This window comes from Micromonospora sp. WMMD956, assembly GCF_029626125.1.
Lineage (GTDB): Bacteria > Actinomycetota > Actinomycetes > Mycobacteriales > Micromonosporaceae > Micromonospora > Micromonospora carbonacea.
Genome location: NZ_JARUBI010000005.1, coordinates 1,514,004 through 1,531,841 on the forward strand (window position 1 = coordinate 1,514,004; position 17,838 = coordinate 1,531,841).

The 17,838-nt window shown below is 75.7% G+C and carries 17 protein-coding genes; 6 read left to right on the forward strand and 11 right to left on the reverse strand.

What is annotated here, in order from left to right; all coding sequences use genetic code 11:
• Positions 1 to 97: 97 nt before the first annotated feature.
• Both O7628_RS06975 and O7628_RS06980 read right to left on the reverse strand, forming a co-directional pair.
• Positions 98 to 1,687, reverse strand: coding sequence for a PAS domain-containing sensor histidine kinase (locus tag O7628_RS06975; protein WP_278129217.1), 1,590 nt, complete (start codon positions 1,685 to 1,687; stop codon positions 98 to 100).
• A 139-nt stretch (positions 1,688 to 1,826) separates the two neighbouring features.
• Entirely contained in the window at positions 1,827 to 2,858 is a 1,032-nt protein-coding gene (locus O7628_RS06980) for an SIS domain-containing protein (RefSeq protein ID WP_074472691.1), read from the reverse strand.
• A gap of 225 nt (positions 2,859 to 3,083) precedes the next feature.
• Here O7628_RS06980 and O7628_RS06985 point away from each other — a divergent pair, with 225 nt between their 5' ends.
• Positions 3,084 to 4,913, forward strand: coding sequence for a tetratricopeptide repeat protein (locus O7628_RS06985; protein ID WP_278129219.1), 1,830 nt, complete (start codon positions 3,084 to 3,086; stop codon positions 4,911 to 4,913).
• Positions 4,914 to 4,988: 75 nt separating this feature from the next.
• On the opposite strand, the gene O7628_RS06990 is transcribed toward O7628_RS06985, so the two are convergent.
• Positions 4,989 to 6,575 carry an MDR family MFS transporter gene (locus O7628_RS06990; RefSeq protein WP_278129221.1) on the reverse strand — a complete coding sequence of 529 codons (1,587 nt, stop codon included), beginning with the start codon at positions 6,573 to 6,575 and terminating at the stop codon, positions 4,989 to 4,991.
• A 112-nt stretch (positions 6,576 to 6,687) separates the two neighbouring features.
• Here O7628_RS06990 and O7628_RS06995 point away from each other — a divergent pair, with 112 nt between their 5' ends.
• Positions 6,688 to 7,251, forward strand: a complete 564-nt coding sequence (locus O7628_RS06995) for a TetR/AcrR family transcriptional regulator (RefSeq protein ID WP_074472688.1) — start codon at positions 6,688 to 6,690, stop codon at positions 7,249 to 7,251.
• Between the two features lie 104 nt (positions 7,252 to 7,355).
• Here O7628_RS06995 and O7628_RS07000 read toward each other — a convergent pair whose 3' ends face one another.
• From O7628_RS07000 to O7628_RS07030, 7 genes are all read right to left on the reverse strand, one after another.
• On the reverse strand, positions 7,356 to 7,868 hold the full coding sequence (locus O7628_RS07000; RefSeq protein ID WP_178066310.1) for a GNAT family N-acetyltransferase: 513 nt from the start codon (positions 7,866 to 7,868) through the stop codon (positions 7,356 to 7,358).
• Entirely contained in the window at positions 7,865 to 8,080 is a 216-nt protein-coding gene (locus O7628_RS07005) for a biotin/lipoyl-binding carrier protein (RefSeq protein WP_074472686.1), read from the reverse strand. Before O7628_RS07005 ends, O7628_RS07000 begins: the two co-directional genes overlap by 4 nt.
• Positions 8,081 to 8,553: 473 nt before the next feature.
• Positions 8,554 to 8,841 carry a mycothiol system anti-sigma-R factor gene (gene rsrA, locus O7628_RS07010; protein WP_074472685.1) on the reverse strand — a complete coding sequence of 96 codons (288 nt, stop codon included), beginning with the start codon at positions 8,839 to 8,841 and terminating at the stop codon, positions 8,554 to 8,556.
• 1 nt (position 8,842) lies between these two features.
• The gene (locus tag O7628_RS07015) at positions 8,843 to 9,676 is read right to left on the reverse strand and encodes a sigma-70 family RNA polymerase sigma factor (RefSeq protein WP_278129223.1); all 834 of its coding nucleotides are present in this window, start codon (positions 9,674 to 9,676) and stop codon (positions 8,843 to 8,845) included.
• A 222-nt stretch (positions 9,677 to 9,898) separates the two neighbouring features.
• On the reverse strand, positions 9,899 to 10,516 hold the full coding sequence (locus O7628_RS07020) for an alpha/beta family hydrolase (protein ID WP_178066311.1): 618 nt from the start codon (positions 10,514 to 10,516) through the stop codon (positions 9,899 to 9,901).
• A 235-nt stretch (positions 10,517 to 10,751) separates the two neighbouring features.
• On the reverse strand, positions 10,752 to 11,144 hold the full coding sequence (locus O7628_RS07025; RefSeq protein WP_043965878.1) for a WhiB family transcriptional regulator: 393 nt from the start codon (positions 11,142 to 11,144) through the stop codon (positions 10,752 to 10,754).
• Between the two features lie 199 nt (positions 11,145 to 11,343).
• Positions 11,344 to 12,051 (reverse strand): SOS response-associated peptidase, encoded by a 708-nt coding sequence (locus O7628_RS07030; protein WP_178066312.1) that lies wholly within the window; start codon positions 12,049 to 12,051, stop codon positions 11,344 to 11,346.
• Positions 12,052 to 12,200: 149 nt separating this feature from the next.
• Between O7628_RS07030 and aroA the strand changes: the two genes are divergently transcribed.
• From aroA to O7628_RS07050, 4 genes are all read left to right on the forward strand, one after another.
• Complete coding sequence (aroA, locus tag O7628_RS07035) at positions 12,201 to 13,502, forward strand: 3-phosphoshikimate 1-carboxyvinyltransferase (protein ID WP_278129227.1); 1,302 nt, start codon at positions 12,201 to 12,203, stop codon at positions 13,500 to 13,502.
• A gap of 166 nt (positions 13,503 to 13,668) precedes the next feature.
• Positions 13,669 to 14,601: a ribosome small subunit-dependent GTPase A gene (gene rsgA, locus O7628_RS07040; protein ID WP_278136244.1), complete on the forward strand. Its 933-nt coding sequence runs from the start codon at positions 13,669 to 13,671 to the stop codon at positions 14,599 to 14,601.
• Between the two features lie 109 nt (positions 14,602 to 14,710).
• On the forward strand, positions 14,711 to 15,529 hold the full coding sequence (hisN, locus tag O7628_RS07045; protein ID WP_278129228.1) for a histidinol-phosphatase: 819 nt from the start codon (positions 14,711 to 14,713) through the stop codon (positions 15,527 to 15,529).
• A gap of 59 nt (positions 15,530 to 15,588) precedes the next feature.
• Positions 15,589 to 16,458, forward strand: a complete 870-nt coding sequence (locus O7628_RS07050; RefSeq protein WP_278136245.1) for a hypothetical protein — start codon at positions 15,589 to 15,591, stop codon at positions 16,456 to 16,458.
• 39 nt (positions 16,459 to 16,497) lie between these two features.
• On the opposite strand, the gene O7628_RS07055 is transcribed toward O7628_RS07050, so the two are convergent.
• On the reverse strand, positions 16,498 to 17,700 hold the full coding sequence (locus tag O7628_RS07055) for a glycosyltransferase (protein WP_278129229.1): 1,203 nt from the start codon (positions 17,698 to 17,700) through the stop codon (positions 16,498 to 16,500).
• Positions 17,701 to 17,838 lie beyond the last annotated feature (138 nt).

Genomic DNA, 17,838 nt, shown 5'->3' on the forward strand with positions numbered 1-17,838 from the left:
TGGGGGTATCCGGGCGACGGGACACCGCCATGTCGCCGACCTGGAGTCGACCAGGCACCCCCGCCGGCGCCCCGCCCCGGGGGCGGGTGGCCCGGTGTCAGGAGCGGACGAGGGGGACCACCAGCACCGCCTCGGTGCCGCCCTCCGCGCCGTTGCGCAGCTCGATGGTGCCGCGCAGCTCGCCGGTCACCAGCGCCCGGACGATCTGGAGCCCGAGCCGGCTGCCGCGTTCGGCGTCGAACCCGGCCGGCAGGCCCCGCCCGTTGTCGGCGACGGTGACGTGCAGCTGCTTGCGGAACCGGTGCGCCGACACGACGACCTCGGGCGGTGTCACCGCCTCGACCCCGGCGGCGACCTGCGGAAGCACCCCACTCACCCCGGAGCCGCCGGCCGAAGCGGTGTCCGCCGGGCCGGTCTGGGGCTCGGCGGCCGGCGGGAAGCCGTGCTCGACGGCGTTGAGCAGCAGCTCGTTGAGGACCATGACCAGCGAGGTGGCGATCTCGGCCGGCAGCACGCCGAAGCTGCCCCGGCGGCGCATCCCGACGGTCTGCTCGGTCGCGGCGACCTCGGTCGCCGCGCTGGCCACCCGGTCGACGATGCCGTCGAACTCGACCGCCTCGTCGCTGGACATGGAGAGCGTCTCGTGCACCAGGGCGATGGAGGCGACCCGGCGTACGGACTCCTCCAGGGCGACCCGGGCCTCCGGCATGGCCACCCGGCGGGCCTGGAGGCGCAACAGCGCCGCGACGGTCTGCAGGTTGTTCTTCACCCGGTGGTGGATCTCCCGGATGGTGGCGTCCTTGGTGATCAGGGCGCGGTCGCGGCGGCGTACCTCGGTGATGTCGCGGACCAGGACCAGCGCGCCGATCGGCACCCCGGCGGGCATCAGCGGCAGGGCCCGGGTGAGCATGGTCGCGCCCCGGGCGTCGATCTCCCGCCGGGGCGGGCCCTCGCCGCGCAGCGCGGCGAGGATGCCGTTGGCCGCCTCGGTGCCCTCCAGGGGGTCGGCGGCCAGCCGGCGGTGCAGCTTGGCCAGGTCCTCGCCCACCAGATGCGCGGCGAAGCCGAGCCGCCGGTACGCGGACTGCGCGTTGGGGCTGGCGTAGGTGACCTTGCCGCCGGCGTCGAGCCGGACCAGGCCGTCGCCGACCCGGGGCGCGGACGTCGTCTCCCCGGGGTGCCGGGGCGGTGGGAACGTGCCGTCGGCGATCATCTGGGCGAGGTCGTCGGCGGTGGTCAGGTAGTTCAGTTCGAGCTGGCTGGGCGTGCGCGCGGTGGAGAGGTTGGTGTCCCGGCCGACGACCGCGATCACCTCGCCGGCCTCCCCGTCGGCGGTGCGCAGCCGGACCGGGATCGCCTCGTGCCGGGCGGGCACGTCGCCGTACCAGACCGGGTCGCCCTCCCGCCAGATCCGGCCCTGGCCGTACGCGACCTCCAGGTGGGCCACCTCGGGCCCGCCGACGATCCGCCCCACCTGGTCGTCCTGGTACGCGGTGGGCGCGGTCGTCGGGCGGACCTGGGCCACGCAGAGGAAGGTGCCGTCGCGGTCCACCGGCACCCACAGCAGCAGGTCGGCGAAGGACAGGTCGGACAGCAGCTGCCAGTCTCCGGCGATCCGGTGCAGGTGGTCGATGTCGGCGGGGCGGAGCTGGGTGTGCTCCTCGGCGAGGTCGCGCAACGTGGACACGCTGCACAGCGTGCCACGCCCACCCGCGCCCCGTCCCGCTGGCCGGCCGGGCTCACACCGACCGGCCCGCGCGCCCACGCCGGCCCGGCCGGCGCGCCTCCGCCGGCCCGCCCCACGTTCGCCGGCCGGCCCGGGGCGCTCACATCGTCGCGGTGACCTTCTTCAGGCCGCGCGGCGCGTCGGGGTCCTCGCCCCGGGCCAGGGCCAGCGCCAGGGCGAGGCGCTGCAACGGCAGGATGTCCAGCAGCGGGGCGTACCGCTCGTCGACCTCGGGGACGGCCATCCGGGTGGCCCCCTCGACGTCGGCGGAGCCGACCACGACCACGTCGGCGCGGCGCTCGCCGAGGCGGGGCAGCACCTCGCCCATCGACCGGCCGCCGGGGCCGGAGCCGACCACGGCCAGCACCGGCACGTCCGGGTCGGTCATCGCGAGCGGGCCGTGCAGCAGGTCCGCGCCGGAGAAGGCGAGCGCCGGCAGGTACGAGGTCTCCATCAGCTTGAGCGCCGCCTCCCGGGCGGTCGGGTACGCGTACCCCCGGCCGGTGGTGACGAGCTGGGCGGCGAACCGGTAGCGCGGCGCGAGCTGGGCCGGGGTGGGGTCGTCGAGGGTGCGGGCGGCCAGCTCGGGCAGGGCCGCCAGGGCGGCGCGCTCGGCGGCGGGCAGCGCCCCGTCGCCGGCCCGGACGCCCTCCACGAGCAGCAGCAGGGCGAGCAGCTCCGCCGTGTACGTCTTGGTGGCCGCCACCGCCCGCTCTGCTCCGGCGGCGATGTCGACGTTCAGCTCGGCGATCCCGGCCAGCGGCGAGTCGGGGTTGTTGGTCACGGCGAGGGTGAGCGCGCCGGAGGCGCGGGCGGCACGCAGCACCTCGGCCAGGTCGGGTGAGCCGCCGCTCTGGCTGACCCCGACGACCAGCGCGTCGGACAGGTCGGGGCGCGCGCCGAAGAGGGTGACCGCGCTGGGCGAGGCGAGCCCGGCGGGCAGGCCGAGCCGGATCTCGGTCAGGTACGCCGCGTAGAGCGCGGCGTGGTCGGAGGTGCCCCGCGCGGTGAAGACCACGTGCCGGGGGCGGCGCTGCGCGACGACGGCGGCCACCCGGGCGATCGCCCCGGCGTGCTCGGCGGAGAGCAGCCGCTCGTAGCCGGCCGGCTGCTCGGAGATGTCGGCGGCCATGCCGGCCCCTGCACGCGTCACGGAGTGCCCCTTTCCCTGCGCGATTGCCGCGCGTTTCCTGCTCAGTCTTGCATGTTTCGGCGTACATGAACAATCTTGCGAGCAGCATTGCGCAGCGGATCACCAAGCCGAGCCAACATCACCTACGCTTGCCCGGCCCGGCGACACTGCGACGGGGGACGCATCCGCCGCCCGGCCACCCGCACCTACCACCGAGAGGCCCACGTGTCCGAGGGAAGGGACGATCCCCCGCTGACGGCGGAGGAGGAGCTGGCCCTGGCCCGGCTCGCGCTGGACGAGGGGGACCTGGCGCACGCCGCCGGGCACGTCGCCGGCGCGCTGACCCGGTCGCCCACCCTGCCCGAGGCGCACGAGACGCTGGCCCGGCTGGCCGCCGCCAGCGGCGGCGGCCTCGACCTGTTCCCCCTGCACCAGCGCGCCTTCGTCGGCACGGTGGTGGCCCGGGCACACCTGCTCGCCGCGGCGGGGCGGCCCGCCGAGGGGCTGGAGCTGCTGGCCGCCGCCACCGGGCACGACCGCAGCGCCGACTGGGCCGGGGTGCCCTGGGTGACGGCCCCCGAGCTGCCGGAACGGCTCGACCCGGAGGGCCTCGCCCAGGTGCTGATGCAGGTGTGCGCCGCCACGCCCGACCCGGTGCCGCGCGCCGACCGGGCGCCCCTGATGCCGTACCTCACCCTGGCCCGCAACGCGGTCACCGTCCACCCCGAGCACGCCCTGCTGCTGGGCGCGGCGTCCGCCCTGGCCCGGCGCCTCGGCGAGGTCGACCTGGCGGTCCGCTGGGCCGGCCGGGGCGTACGGGTGCGCCCGTCCAAGCTCGGCGAGGTGTGGCTCGGGTACGCGTACCGCAGCGCCGGCCGCACCCGCGACGCCCTCGCCGCGCTCCGCCGGGCCGTCGACCACGACCCGGACGACCTCGCCGTGTACGCCGACATCGCCGGCACGCTGGCCGACACCGGCCGGCTCGACGAGGCCCTGGAGTGGACCGACCGGGCCCTCGCCCGGAACCCCGCCTTCGACTGCGCCGTGCACACCGCGCACCGGCTGCGCTTCCAGCGCGACGGCGACGTGGCGCACCTGGTGGCGCTGGCCGACTTCGTCCGCGACCATCCCGACGACTCGCACGAGCACGGCGACCTCGCCGAGTGCTGCCGCAGCCGGCCGTGGCTGGGGCAGGTCACCCCGGCCGCCGGGGCGGCGGTCGCCGTGCTGCGGCACGCCCTGGCCGCCGAGCAGGACGCCCTCGGCGCGACCGTACGGCTGGAGACGCTGGAGCCGCCGAGCGCGCTGCGTACCGTGGCGGCGGCCGCGCCCGGCCTGCGGGTCGAGGTGGCGGCGGTGGCCGAGCCGGACCCGCGCGAGCCCCGCCGGGCCACCGACCGGCCGCTGTGGCGCTGGGACGGCACCGTGGCCGCCCCGGCGGTGCCGGCGCCCTCGGCCGAGGCGGCGGACCGCGTCCGGCAGCTCGCCCACCCGGCGTGGCCGCACCCCCCGGCGGCGTACGACGCGGCGGTCGGCCTGGCCACGCTGGGGCTGCCCGACCTGCTCGGGCTGCTGGTGCACCCGCCCGCGGCCCCGCCGACCGGGCTGGGCCGGGTGCTGGCCGGGCAGGACCCGTCGCTCTGGGTGCGCTGCGTGCAGGTGTGGGCGTGCCTGGGCCTGCTGCACCACCGCACGGACGAGCCGTGGCCGTCCTCCACCCGCCGCCGGACGCTCGTCGATCTGGTCTGGGGGGTGGAGGACTGGATCACCGAGGCGGCCCTGTTCGCCCTGGTCACCGCCGCCTGGGTGGACCCCTCGGTCCGCGAGGACGTGGCCGGCGTGGTGGCCGACCGGCTCGCCGACGCGGCGGCCGTGGCCCGGGACCGGAGCATGCCGATCGCGGTCTCGCTGGCGTACCTGGCGCTGGCCACCCCGGCCCTCGACCCGGCGACGGCCGCGCTGGCCGGCGAGCTGATCTCCGGCCCGGCGGCGGGCCGGTCCCGCCCGGGCCGGCTGCGCCGCCTCTGGGGCCGCCTCACCCGCCGCCGGGGCTGAGGCGGGGCCGGCGGCACTGCCGGCCGGGCCGCCCGCCCCGGCGCTCGGGGTGGGCGGCCCGGCCGGGGCCGCCGCTCAGACCGCCGACGCCCTGCCCAGGGCCGCCTCGGCCTGCTCGTCCGGCGAAGCGGCCGGCGGGGCGTCGTTCGTCGAGCGCAGCGGGATCTCCCGGATGAACCAGGCCAGCACCGGCACCAGCACGGTGAACAGCACGGCCCACCAGAAGACGTGCGAGACGGCGTCGGCGAGACCGCCGAGCACCAGCTCGCGGGCCTGCGCCGGCAGCTGCTTGAGCTTGTCGAGGTCGACCTGGCCGCCCTCGCCCCCGCCGCTGAACGCGGACCCGGCGGGCGAGTCGGCGAGCCGGTTGGCGAAGATCGCGCCGAACAGCGAGATGCCGAACGAGCCGCCGATCGAGCGGAAGAAGGTGGCCGCGCCGCTGGCCGCGCCGAGGTCCTTCTGCTCGACGCTGTTCTGCGCGATCAGCATCGAGGTCTGCATGAGGAAGCCCATGCCGACGCCGAGGACGACCATGTAGAGCGAGGACTCCACCTTGCTCGTGTCCACGTCGAGCCGGGTCAGCAGGGCCAGGCCGGCGGTCATCACCACGCCGCCGACGATCGGGAACATCCGGTACCGGCCGGTCCTCGTGATCGCCCGACCGACCGCCAGCGAGACCACCAGCATGCCGAACATCAGCGGCAGCAGCAGCAGGCCGCTGTTGGTGGCCGTCGCCCCCTGCACGGTCTGCTGGTAGAGCGGCAGGAAGTTCATGGCCCCGAACATCGCGAAGCCGAGCAGGAAGCCGATCATCGAGATCAGCGCGAAGTTGCGGTTGGCGAACAGCCCGAGCGGCAGGATCGGCTCCGCCGCGCGCCGCTCCACGAAGCCGAACACGACCAGGCTCACCAGGGCCAGGGCGGACAGGCCGAGGATCTGCGGCGAGGTCCAGTCGTAGGAGTTGCCGCCCCAGGTGGTGATCAGCACGATCGCGGTGATGCCGACCGAGAGCAGCCCCGCGCCGAGCCAGTCGATCCGGTGCTCGGTGCGGTACTTCGGCAGGTGCATGGTGGTGGCGAGCACCAGCAGCGCGACGCCGCCGAGCGGCAGGTTGACGTAGAACGCCCAGCGCCACGAGAGGTTGTCGGTGATGAAGCCGCCGACCAGCGGCCCGGCCACCATGGCGATGGCCATGATGCCGGCCATCATGCCCTGGTAGCGGCCCCGTTCCCGGGGCGGGACGAGGTCGCCGATGATCGCCATCACGCCGACCATCAGCCCGCCCGCGCCGAGGCCCTGGACGGCCCGGAAGGCGATCAGCTCGATCATGCCGCTGTCGGTGCCGCCGAACACGCCGGAGCCGGCCATGCCGCACAGCGCGGAGCCGAGCAGGAAGATGCCCACGGAGGTCAGGAAGACCGCCTTGCGGCCGTAGAGGTCGCCGAGCTTGCCCCAGATGGGGGTGGAGACGGTGGTGCCCAGCACGTACGCGGTGACGACCCAGGTGAAGTGGTCGACCCCGCCGAACTCGCCGACGATCCGCGGCAGCGCGGTGCTGACGATCATGTTGTCGAGCATCGCGAGCATCATCGCGATCATGAGGCCGAAAAGGACGACCCGGATGTTGGGTCGTCGCTCCGCGCCCTCGACTTCCTGACTCATCGGTAAGCTCCCCCCGGGATGTGACCGACTTACTTGCCGACCGGCTAGTTACCTTACTAGCCGCACGGTAAGTTGGGTGGCAACTGGTCGTCAAGCGAGTTGGGTGGTTCGGGTGAGAGAGAGCACAGGCACGCGGGAGCGCATCAAGGCCGTGGCCCTCGAACTCTTCACCGAGCAGGGCTACGAGAAGACCTCGCTGCGCGAGATCGCCGAGCGGCTGAACGTGACGAAGGCCGCCCTCTACTACCACTTCAAGAGCAAGGACGAGATCGTCAGCAGCTTCGTCGAGGAGCGGCTGGACCGGATGGACGCGCTGATCGCCTGGGCCGACGGGCAGCCCGCCACGCTGGCGACGCGGCGGGAGCTGATCGCCCGCTACGCCGACAGCATGTTCGCCACCGAGCAGCCCTCGGTGATGCGCTTCTTCGAGCAGAACCAGACCGCGCTCAAGAGCCTGGCCGCCGGGCAGCAGATGCGCGACCGGATGTTCCGGCTGGCCGACGCGCTGGCCCGGGGCGACGAGTCGCCCGAAGCCCAGCTGCGCGCCGCCCTGTCGCTGTTCGCCGTGCACAGCAGCTGGTTCGCCATCCGCACCCCGCACGTCACCGACGAGGAGCGGCGGAAGATCGCCCTGGAGGTGGCCGACGAGCTGCTCGCCCGCATCGCCGAGGGCTGAGCCGCCGCCGTCCGGCCGACCCGGGCGGCGGGGTCCGCGCGGCGGCGCGGGCGGGGCCGACCGGGAGCAGCGCCGGCCGTGAGCGGGGCGACCGGGCGCAGGGATCAGCTCGGGCCGGGCAGCTCCCGCCGCAGGCCGAGCAGGTCCACCCCGGGCAGCGGGGACCAGTCCCGCTCCGGCGTGCGGACGAAGCCCAGCCGCTCGTAGAGCCGGTGGGCGGCCGCGGCGAGCCCGCCGCGCACGCAGATCACCACCGCCGAGCAGCCCCGCTCGGCGGCGCGGGACAGGCACGCCTCGACCAGCGCCGCGCCGACTCCCCGGCCCTGGGCCGCCGGGTCCACGGCCAGCATCCGGAACTCGGCCTCGCCGGGCCCGGAGAGCTCGGCGTAGGGGGTGCCGGGCAGCACGAACGTGACCGAACCGAGCAGCTCGCCGGTCGCCGCGTCGACGGCGACCAGCACCTCGCCGGCCTCCGCCCGGGCGGCCACGTCGGCGAGCACGGCACCGTAGCCGTGCTCGCCCTTGAGCTGACCGTCGGCCTCGTACGCGGCGACCGTCAGCCGGGCCACCGCCGAGAAGTCGGCCGGGGTGGCCCGCCTGACCCGCAGCCCGGTCAACCGATCACCGCGATCAGGTCACCGTCCTGCACCACGTCGCCCTCGTTGACGGCGAGCCGCTCGACGACGCCGTCGGACTCGGCGACGACCGGGATCTCCATCTTCATCGACTCCAGGATCACCAGCGTGTCCCCCTCGGACACGGTGTCCCCGGCCGACGCGACGACCTTCCACACGTTCGCCACCATCTCGGCGCGGATCTCGTCGGCCATCTCCGGGCCCTCCCTCTTCCGCCAGTGTCTCGATCGGTATCCAATCACGTGCCGGACCGTCGCGGGCGGGTCGGCGGCCCCCGACGTGCGATCCCGTCGGGCCCGCGCGCCGCACCGGGCCGGTCGACGGCGCATCGGCCCCGCCACCGGTGCCCCGGCGGACCACGGCCGCGGCGGGCCGCACTAGCATCAGCGGATCGGCCCCGGGTGACCGGGCGACCGGTACGCGACCACCGCCGCGCTCGCCGCCGGCGGACACCGACCAGCACCCGAGGAGGTCAGCATGGCGAAGAAGGCCCGCAAGAAGAAGGCCCGCAAGAAGAGCAGCGCGAACCACGGCAAGCGCCCCAACTCCTGAGTCGCGCGGCGGGCGACCGCCGACCGCTCAGCGCTCCTCGCCGCCCACGGCCGGAGACGCCGGTGGCCCGGGTCCGATCGACCCGGGCCACCGCCACGTCCAGGCACGCCGGCCGTCAGTCGGCCAGCTCCCGGGACTCGCTCGTCTCGAAGACCACCAGCTCGGTGAGGCGGACCCGCAGCCGCTCGCGCAACTGCTCGGGCGCGGTCTCGTTGCCGCAGCAGCGGGCGACCAGCGCCTTCACCTCCTGCTCCAGGCCGTACTCCCGCAGGCACGGCCCGCACTCGTCGAGGTGCCGCCGGATCAGCGTCCGGCGCTCCTCGGCGCACTCCAGGTCGAGGTAGAAGTAGACCTCCGCGAGCACCTCACGGCAGTCCGTCTCGTGCGGCTTCCCACAGCTCACGTCACACCTCCCGGCCGGCGGCGGCGGTCGAGCCCTTCGGGGACCGCGCAGCGCTGAAACCGCGCTCGGCGGCGTAGCCCTCGAGCAGCTTGCGCAGATTACGACGACCCCGGTGCAACCGCGACATCACCGTGCCGATGGGCGTGCCCATGATGTCGGCCACCTCCTTGTAGGAGAAGCCCTCGACGTCGGTGAGGTAGACCGCCAGGCGGAACTCCTCCGGCAACTGCTGGAGGGCCTCCTTGACGTCGCTGTCGGGCAGCCGGTCGAGCGCCTCGGTCTCGGCCGAACGCAGCCCGCTGGAGGTGTGCGACTCGGCCTCGGCGAGCTGCCAGTCGGTGATCTCCTCGGTCGGTGCCTGGATGGGCTGGCGCTGCCGTTTGCGGTAGGAGTTGATGTAGGTGTTGGTCAGGATCCGGTACAGCCAGGCCTTCAGGTTGGTGCCCTGCTCGAACTGGTGGAAGGCCGCGTACGCCTTCAGGTACGTCTCCTGGACCAGGTCCTCGGCATCCGCCGGGTTGCGGGTCATCCGCAGCCCGGCAGCGTAGAGCTGGTCGACGAATGGCATCGCGTCCCGCTCGAAGCGGGCCCTGCGCTCGTCCGTCTTCTCGGTGGTCAACCGCACATCCCCTCGCGTCGGATGCTTTCCCGCCGAGGATACGCGCCGGGCAGTGCCCGCAGATTCACTTTCGGCCGGTGTGCTGGTCCTCACCGCCCCGGGCCACCCCGGCCCGGCCGGCCCCGCCACCGCGGGCCAGTCCGGTCCGCCCAGCAGCCTTCTGAGCCGCTGCGCCTCCCGTTCGTCCCGTTCCCGGCTCCGCGTCTCGGTCGGCACCGGTCACACCCCCCTGAAGCAGAAGTCTCTTCCGTGGGGGGTAACGCGGGGCGCGGGTCCCGGCATTCCGGCCCGCCGGCCCCGTTCCTGGTCCCGGCCCCGGCGGGCGCCGGCGCTGGGACCAGGAAGGGCCTGGGAGGGACGGCGTCGGCCTCCCGGACCGGGCACCCGACACCATCGGAGACAACGAGGCGTACGGCCCCGGGTCACGGCCGGTGCGCCTCAGCGCGACGCCCAGCCCCGCCTACGCAGCCAGTCGACGACCACCGCGGCCGTGCCGGCCGGATCACCGGCCAGGTCGTGCCGCTCGCCGGGCCGGACCACCACCCGCACCCGTCGGCCCGGCTCGGGCACGCCGAACGGGTCGCGGTCGCCGTTGACCACCAGCGTCGGCAGCCCGGTGGCCAGTTCCGCCGCCCGGGAACGCTCCGGCCGACCGGGCGGGTGCAGCGGGAACGCCAGGGCCACCACCGCGTCCGCGCCGACGGCGGTCGCGGTGCGGCAGGCCACCCGGGCACCGCTGGACCGGCCGCCGACCACGAGCGCGGGCACGGCGGGGTGCCGCCGGCGCAGCTCGGCCAGGACCGCCGTCCACGCCTCGTCGAGGTGCCCGGCGGGGGCCGGCGCGCGTCGCCCGGCGACCCGGTAGGGCTGGGTCACCCGGCACACGACGAGCCCGGCGCGGGCCGCCGCGTCCCGCAGCGCGCCCAGGTCCGGCGCGTCGACGTCACCGCCCGCGCCGTGCCCGAGCGCCAGCAGCGCCCTCGGCGGGCCGGCGGGCAGGTCGGTGTCGACCCGGGCCGGTCCGCGTGGGGTGACGATCTCGTCCGCGTCTCGCACGGGCCCATTCTGCGGGTCACCGCCGCGAACCGACCCGGCACGCGCCGGAGCCGATGGACCTCGCCGGGCCCGGGGCACCCGGCCCACGCCACCCGGAGGCGGGCGCGCCCGCCGTCCCAGCCGGCCGCCGTCCCGTTGGTCGCCGCCGTCCCGCCGGGCGCTGTCGGACCGCCGGGCGCTGTCGGACCGCCGCCGGCCGTCCCGTCCTTGCCGGGGGGCGGGACGGCCGGGGCGGTCAGCTCAGCGGCACCAGGGTGAGCAGCCGGTCCCGCACCGGCGGGCCGGCCTCGTCGGCCGCGTCGGGGTTCGGGTCGACCTCGCTGCGCCAGGCGACCAGCATGGCCCGGCGCTCGCGCGGGGTGGTGCCGCCCCACACGCCGTGGCAGTCACCGACCTCCAGCGCCCAGGCCAGGCACGATCCCTGCACGTCACAACTGCGGCAGAGCGCGACGGCCGCGTCGGCCGGCTCGTTGGGGGCCGGAAAGAACGTCTCCGGATCCACGCTCTGGCAGGTGCCTCTGGTGCGCCAGGCTTCGTCCTGCCGCCGTTCCCGCAACGCCCGCAACAGTCGCGGATCTCGTCGTGCGGCAGCCACCTCGTGCGGGCGGGGCATACGCGCCCGTGTCATCCACCCACCTCCCCCGTGGGACCGGAAAGATCGATGAGTGCCGTTCGCACCGTACGAATCGTCACCCACTACCGGCGCTGTGTTGTATCGCACTTTCAGACACCGGGACAAGAGTCTTCCGTAAAGATGACTAAAAGCTCAGGCGACGATTCGCCCGCAACTCTGGCAAATCAGCACGCGACAATGCCCGCGGCGACTGTCAGAAAAGCGTCACCTCGTCGGCCGGGGCGGCCGGGGCGGGCACCCTGGTGATCAACTCCGGCCCGTCGTTGCGGACGTTGCCGACCGCCGGGCCGACCGGGCGGATCTCCAGCCCCGCCAGCCACCCGGGATCGGGCGGGGCCAGCAGGGCGGCCGGCTCGTCGGTCGACCCCAGCCAGGACGCCCACCGCTGGCGGGGCAGCAGCAGGGGCATCCGCTCGTGCACCCGGGCCAGCTCGCCCACCGCCGCGGTGGTCAGCACGCTGAAGGTCAGCACGGGCCCGGCGGGCCCCTCCCAGACCGACCAGATGCCCGCCAGGGCGAGCACCGACGAGTCGGCCGGGGTCATGAAGTAGGGCTGCCGCCCGCCCTCGGGCAGCCGGACCCACTCGTACCAGCCGTCGGCGGGGACGAGGCAGCGCCGCCGGGCGAACGCGGGCGCGTACGCCCGGCTGGTGGCCACCGTCTCCGCCCGCGCGTTGATCATGCGGGCCCCGGCGGCGGGCGACTTCGACCAGGGCGGGAGGAACCCCCAGCGGCCGGCGGACAGGGCGCGGTGCCCCTCCGGGGTGAGCCGCACCAGCGGCACGGTCGTCGTGGGGGCGACGTTGTGGCTCGACCGGGCCCGGCCCTGCGTCTCGTCGGCCGACTCGAAAACGGCGCTCAGGTCGACCGCGCTCCGGGTCGTGGCGTACCTCCCACACATGGGGCACACGCTAACGCCCCGGGCCGCGTTCGGCTGTCCCGCCGGGGACCGCCCCGGCCCGGGCCCGGCGTCGGGAGGCCCGTCCCGCCCACCGGGAGCGCGCCCGGGCGGCCCGTCCGGCGGCGGCCGGGGCGCGGCAGAATGTGACCGTGGGGAACACGACCGCGACCCGGCCGCTGCGGCCGTGGACCGCTCCGACCGCGTCCGACCCGGTGGTTGCCACGCTGCGGCTGCCCGGCTCCAAGTCGATGACCGCCCGCGCGCTGGTGCTCAGCGCGCTGGCCGGCGGCCCCTCCACCATCGCCGGGGCGCTGCGCGCCCGCGACACCGAGCTGATGGCCGGCGGCCTGCGGGCCCTCGGCGCGCACATGTCGATCGCCGACGACGACCGCTGGCTGGTCCGGCCCCACCCGCTCGCCGGCCCGGCGCACGTCGACGTCGGCCTCGCCGGCACCATCATGCGGTTCGTGCCCCCGGTCGCCGGGCTCGCCGAGGGGCGGATCACCTTCGACGGCGACCCGCAGGCCCGCACCCGCCCGCTGGGTCCGCTGATCGACGCGCTGCGCTCCCTCGGGGTGCGGGTCGAGTCCCCGGCCACCGGCAGCCTCCCGCTGACCGTGTTCGGCACCGGGAGCGTGGCCGGCGGCGAGGTGGTCATCGACGCCTCCGCCTCCAGCCAGCTCGTCTCCGGCCTGCTGCTGGCCGCGCCGCGCTTCGACCGGGGCGTGGTGGTCCGGCACGTCGGCCCGCCGGTGCCGTCCACGCCGCACCTGCGGATGACCGTGCAGATGCTGCGGGCCGCCGGGGCGGCCGTCGACGACGGCACCCCGGACGTCTGGGTCGTCGAGCCGGGGCCGCTGACCGGGCGGGGCTGGGAGATCGAGCCCGACCTGTCGGGCGCGGTGCCGTTCTTCGCCGCGGCGCTGGTCACGGGCGGCGAGGTGACGTTGCGGGGCTGGCCGCGCAGCAGCGCCCAGCCCGTCGAGCAGCTCCGCACGCTGCTGCACCGGATGGGCGGCGAGGTGGTCCTCACCACCGACGGGCTGACCGTGCGCGGCACCGGCGTGGTGCACGGCATCGAGGCCGACCTCTCCGACGTCAGCGAGCTGACCCCGGCGCTGACCGCGCTCGCCGTGCTCGCCGACTCGCCGTCCCGGTTCACCGGCGTGGCGCACATCCGGGGGCACGAGACCGACCGGATCGCCGCGCTCGCCCGCGAGTTCACCGGCCTCGGCGCCGACCTCACCGAGTCGGCCGACGGGCTGGAGGTCCGGCCCCGGCCGCTGCACGGCGGGCAGTTCCGGACGTACCACGATCACCGCATGGCGCACGCGGCGGCGGTGACCGGCCTGGCGGTCCCCGGCGTCGAGCTCGACGACGTGTCGTGCACCTCCAAGACCATGCCGGAGTTTCCGGCACTATGGTCGGCGATGGTGACCGGAGCGAGCTGACCCGACGGAGGGCGTCCTGGCGACGAAGCGGCGGGAGTACGACGAGGACGACGTACGGGTCCGGCCCGGGAGGTCGTCGCGCCCGCGGACCCGCACGAGACCCCGGCACGCCGACGCCGTCGACGGCTTCGTCATCGCCGTGGACCGGGGCCGCTACACGTGCGTGCTGCTGCCCGGCGGCGACCCCGACGCCCCGCTGGTGACCGCCATGCGGGCCCGGGAGCTGGGCCGCAAGTCGGTGGTGGTGGGCGACCGGGTGGGCCTGGTCGGGGACACCTCCGGGGCGGCCGGCGCGCTGGCCCGCATCGTCCGGATCACCGAGCGCACCTCGGTGCTGCGGCGCACCGCCGACGACGACGAGAACACCGCCGAGGGGCGGCTGGAGCGGGTCGTGGTGGCCAATGCCGACCAGCTCGTCATCGTCAGCGCGCTGGCCGACCCGCCGCCGCGCACCGGGTTCGTCGACCGCTGCCTGGTCGCCGCGTACGACGCGGACATCGATCCGCTGCTCTGCCTCACCAAGGCCGACCTGGCCGGTCCGGAGCAGGTGCTCGGCTACTACGCCGAGCTGGAGCTGCCGTACGTGCTGCTGCGGCCCGACGCCGACCTCGACGCGCTGCGCGACCTGCTCGCCGGCCGGGTGTCGGTCCTGGTGGGCCACTCCGGGGTGGGCAAGTCGACGCTGGTCAACCGGCTGGTCCCCGACGCCGACCGGGCGGTCGGGGTGGTCAGCGCGATCGGCCGGGGCCGGCACACCTCGACCAGCGCGGTGGCGCTGCGGTTGCCGCCCCGCCCCGGCGTCGGCACCGACCCGGGCTGGATCGTCGACACCCCGGGGGTGCGCAGCTTCGGGCTGGCGCACGTCTCGGCCGACAGCCTGCTGCACGGCTTCCCCGACCTGGTGGAGGGCACGGTCGACTGCCCGGTGAACTGCCAGCACACCGCCGAGGAGGCCGACTGCGCGCTGGACGCCTGGGTGGCCGCCGGCAAGGCCGACGGGCGTCGGCTGGCCTCGTACCGCCGGCTGCTGGCCTCCCGGTCCGGGGAGGGCGACAGCCGCGAGCCCGACCAGCGCAACCCGGGCGTGCGCGAGGAGTGAGCCGGCGAGCCCCGCAGTCGCACGCGGAAGGCGGCACGGCGACCCGCCGGAGGGCTCACCGGCGACCCGCCGGCAGGAGCGTGACCGGGCCGCCGCTACCGTTTGCGGCATGACCGGGTACGCCGACGACCTCGCCCTCGCCCACCTGCTCGCCGACGCCGCGGACGCCATCTCCACGGCCCGGTTCCGGGCCCTCGACCTGCGGGTGGAGGCGAAGCCGGACCTGACCCCGGTCTCCGACGCCGACACGGCCGTGGAGCGGCAGATCCGGGCGCTGCTGGCGGAGCACCGCCCCGGCGACGGCCTGCTCGGCGAGGAGTACGGCGGGCAGCCCCCGGCCGCCCCGGGCGGGCGGCGCTGGGTGGTCGACCCGATCGACGGCACCAAGAACTTCGTCCGGGGGGTGCCCGTCTGGGCCACCCTGATCGCCCTGCTGGAGGGCGACCGGCCGGTGCTCGGGCTGGTCTCCGCGCCGGCGCTGGGCCGCCGCTGGTGGGGCGCGCTCGGCGCGGGCGCGTACGCCGGCCCGGACGCCGCGCACGGCACGCCGATCCGGGTGTCGGCGGTGACCCGCCTCGCCGACGCCAGCTTCTGCTACTCGTCGCTGTCGGGGTGGGAGTCCGCCGGCCTGCTGGAGCCGGTGCTCCAGCTCATGCGGGACACCTGGCGCAGCCGGGCCTACGGCGACTTCTACGGCTACATGCTGCTCGCCGAGGGGGCCCTGGACGTGATGGTCGAGCCGGAACTGTCCCTGTGGGACGTCGCCGCGCTGGTGCCGATCGTGACCGAGGCGGGCGGCACGTTCACCGACCTGGCCGGGCGGCCCGCCCCGGGCGGCGACGCCGCGGTGGAGAACAGCGCCGTGGCCAGCAACGGGCCGCTACACGCCGACATCCTGGCGAGGCTGGGTCGGCCGGCCGAGCGCTGAGCGCCGCCAGCCTCTATCCTCGCCAGGTGGTGTCCTCCGGTTGGTGCTTCCTGGCGGCGATGATCGTCGCGTACGGTTTCGCCAACCTGCTCCAGTCCGTCGCCGCGGCGCGGACCACCGTGCACCACACCTTCGACCCGGGGCTGCTGCTGCGGCTGGCCGGCCACCGCACGTACCTCGTGGGGCTGGCCTGCCAGGTCGGCGGCTTCGTGCTGGCCTTCCTGGCCCGCCGGGACCTGCCGCTGTTCCTGGTCCAGGCCAGCGTGGCGGCGGGGCTCGGGGTGACCGCGATCCTCGGCGTGCTGGTGCTCAAGTGGCGGCTGCCCACCGCCGAGGTCGCGCTGCTGGTGCTGCTCTTCGCCGGGGTCACCGGCCTGGTGCTGTCGGCGCAGCCGGCGCAGTCCCGGCCGCTGGGGCCCGCCGGCCTGGTCGCGCTGGCGGCGGCGCTCGCGGTGATCGCCGTGGTCGGCTTCTTCGCGGTACGGCTGCACGGCGCGCCCGGGTCGGTGGCGCTCGGCTCGCTGGCCGGGCTGGCCTTCTCCGCCGCCGCGGTGGCCGCCCGCCCACTGGCCGCCGTGACGAGCGTGGAGGGGTTCGTCCGGGACCCGCTGCTCTACCTGCTGGTGGCCCACTCGCTGGTCGGCCAGCTCCTGCTCGGCCTGGCCATGCAGCGCGGCTCGACCACGGCGGCGGTGGCCGCGATGGACGCGGCCGGGGCGGTGCCCGCCGCGATCGTCGGGCTGCTGCTGCTCAACGACAGGATCTGGCCGGGCCGGGAGTGGCTGGCCGCCCTGGGCTTCCTGGCCACGCTGGCCGCGGTGATCGGGCTGACGCGCTACGCCGAGCCGCAGCACCACCACGAGGTGGCCTCCCGGGAACGCGCCCGGGGGATGCTCCCCGCCGGCGCGCCGGCCCGCCCCCGCCGCTGACCGGCCGCCCCGGCATCGTGCACGCGGGCCGGTTTCCGGCTACGCCGCCTCGACCGGCCTGCGGCGCAGCACCACCCGCTCGTAGAGCCGCTCCAGCGCGCCGGCCGTGCGTTCCCACGTGTAGCTGCACCGGACCCGGTCCACGGCGGCGTGCCCGTACGCGAACCGGCCGGCGTTGTCGGCGAGCAGCCGCCGCAGGGTCATCCCGAGGGCCCGCACGTCGCCCGGCGGCACCAGCTTCCCGGTGACCTCGTCGACGACGGCGTCGGCGATGCCGCCCATCGCGTACCCGACGACCGGCACGCCGCAGGCCATCGCCTCCAGCGAGACCCGGCCGGCGGACGAGTAGTGCGGGGTGCAGGCCACCACGTCGGCCGAGCGGTACCAGGTGGCCATCTGGTCGTGCGGCACCGCGCCGACCAGCGTCACCTGCTCGGCCACCCCGGTGCGCTCGGCCAGCTCGCGCAGGCGGCGCGCCTCGGCGTGGCCGGCGAGCTGGTCGGCCGGCGGGCCGCCGGCGATCACCAGCTCGGCGTCGCCGACCAGCCGCATCGCCCGGATCAGGTCGTCGTGGCCGTGCCCGGGCGTCAGGCCGCCCACGGAGAGGATGCGCGAGCGCTGGTCGCGCGGGGCCGCCTCGCCGTCGGGGTGGAACTGGTCGGTGTCGACCCCGGTGGGGACCATCGCCACGGAGCTGCGTTGCAGCCCCATCCGGGTCAGCTCGTCGACCTCGTCGTTGCACTGGGCGACCGCGATGTCCACCGCCCGGGTCAGGGCCCGCTCCAGCGGGATCCGGGTGCCGGGGCCGTCGTAGCCGGGGCCGAGGTGGCGCAGCTGCTCCACGCCGAGCGAGTGGAAGGTCTGCACGACGGGGATGTCGGTCTCGCGCACCGCGTGCGCGGCGGCCAGGCCGCCGACCCAGTAGTGCCCGTGCACCACCTCCGGGGACCACCCGCCTGCCCACCGGTCGGCCAGCCACCGCCCGAACTCGGACACGTGTCCGACCAGCTCGGCGGTGGGCATCGGGGCGGCCGGGCCGACCGGCGCCCGCTCCACCCGGTAGCCGTCGACCTCCGCCGTGGCGGGCAGCGCGGGATCGTCCCGGCGCTCGTAGACGTGCACGTCGTGGCCGCGCCCGGCCAGCTCGGCGGCGACCCGCGCGATGTGCTCGCGCGTGCCGACGACGGGGCCGTCGGCGGGCCGCGACGGGCCGGAGTGCGCGCACACTAGGCCGACGCGCATGGGTCACCTCCATGCGGTTCGTTGAGCTGGTGGGTCCTCCCCGGTCAGAGGGTCCCATTAACCGCGCCGCCCGGAGCCGAAACCTGCCAAGTCCCCCGCCGGTCCGGGCCGCCGGCCGCCGATCCGGGCCGGGCCGCC

Bases quoted from the DNA above. Each gene is read 5' to 3' on its own strand.
- O7628_RS06980 (WP_074472691.1), bottom strand. From the start codon at position 2,858: ATGGCCGCCGACATCTCCGAGCAGCCGGCCGGCTACGAGCGGCTGCTC.
- O7628_RS06990 (WP_278129221.1), bottom strand. From the start codon at position 6,575: ATGAGTCAGGAAGTCGAGGGCGCGGAGCGACGACCCAACATCCGGGTC.
- O7628_RS07005 (WP_074472686.1), bottom strand. From the start codon at position 8,080: ATGGCCGACGAGATCCGCGCCGAGATGGTGGCGAACGTGTGGAAGGTC.
- O7628_RS07025 (WP_043965878.1), bottom strand. From the start codon at position 11,144: ATGACACGGGCGCGTATGCCCCGCCCGCACGAGGTGGCTGCCGCACGA.
- O7628_RS07030 (WP_178066312.1), bottom strand. From the start codon at position 12,051: ATGTGTGGGAGGTACGCCACGACCCGGAGCGCGGTCGACCTGAGCGCC.
- hisN (WP_278129228.1), top strand. From the start codon at position 14,711: ATGACCGGGTACGCCGACGACCTCGCCCTCGCCCACCTGCTCGCCGAC.
- O7628_RS07050 (WP_278136245.1), top strand. From the start codon at position 15,589: ATGATCGTCGCGTACGGTTTCGCCAACCTGCTCCAGTCCGTCGCCGCG.
- O7628_RS07055 (WP_278129229.1), bottom strand. From the start codon at position 17,700: ATGCGCGTCGGCCTAGTGTGCGCGCACTCCGGCCCGTCGCGGCCCGCC.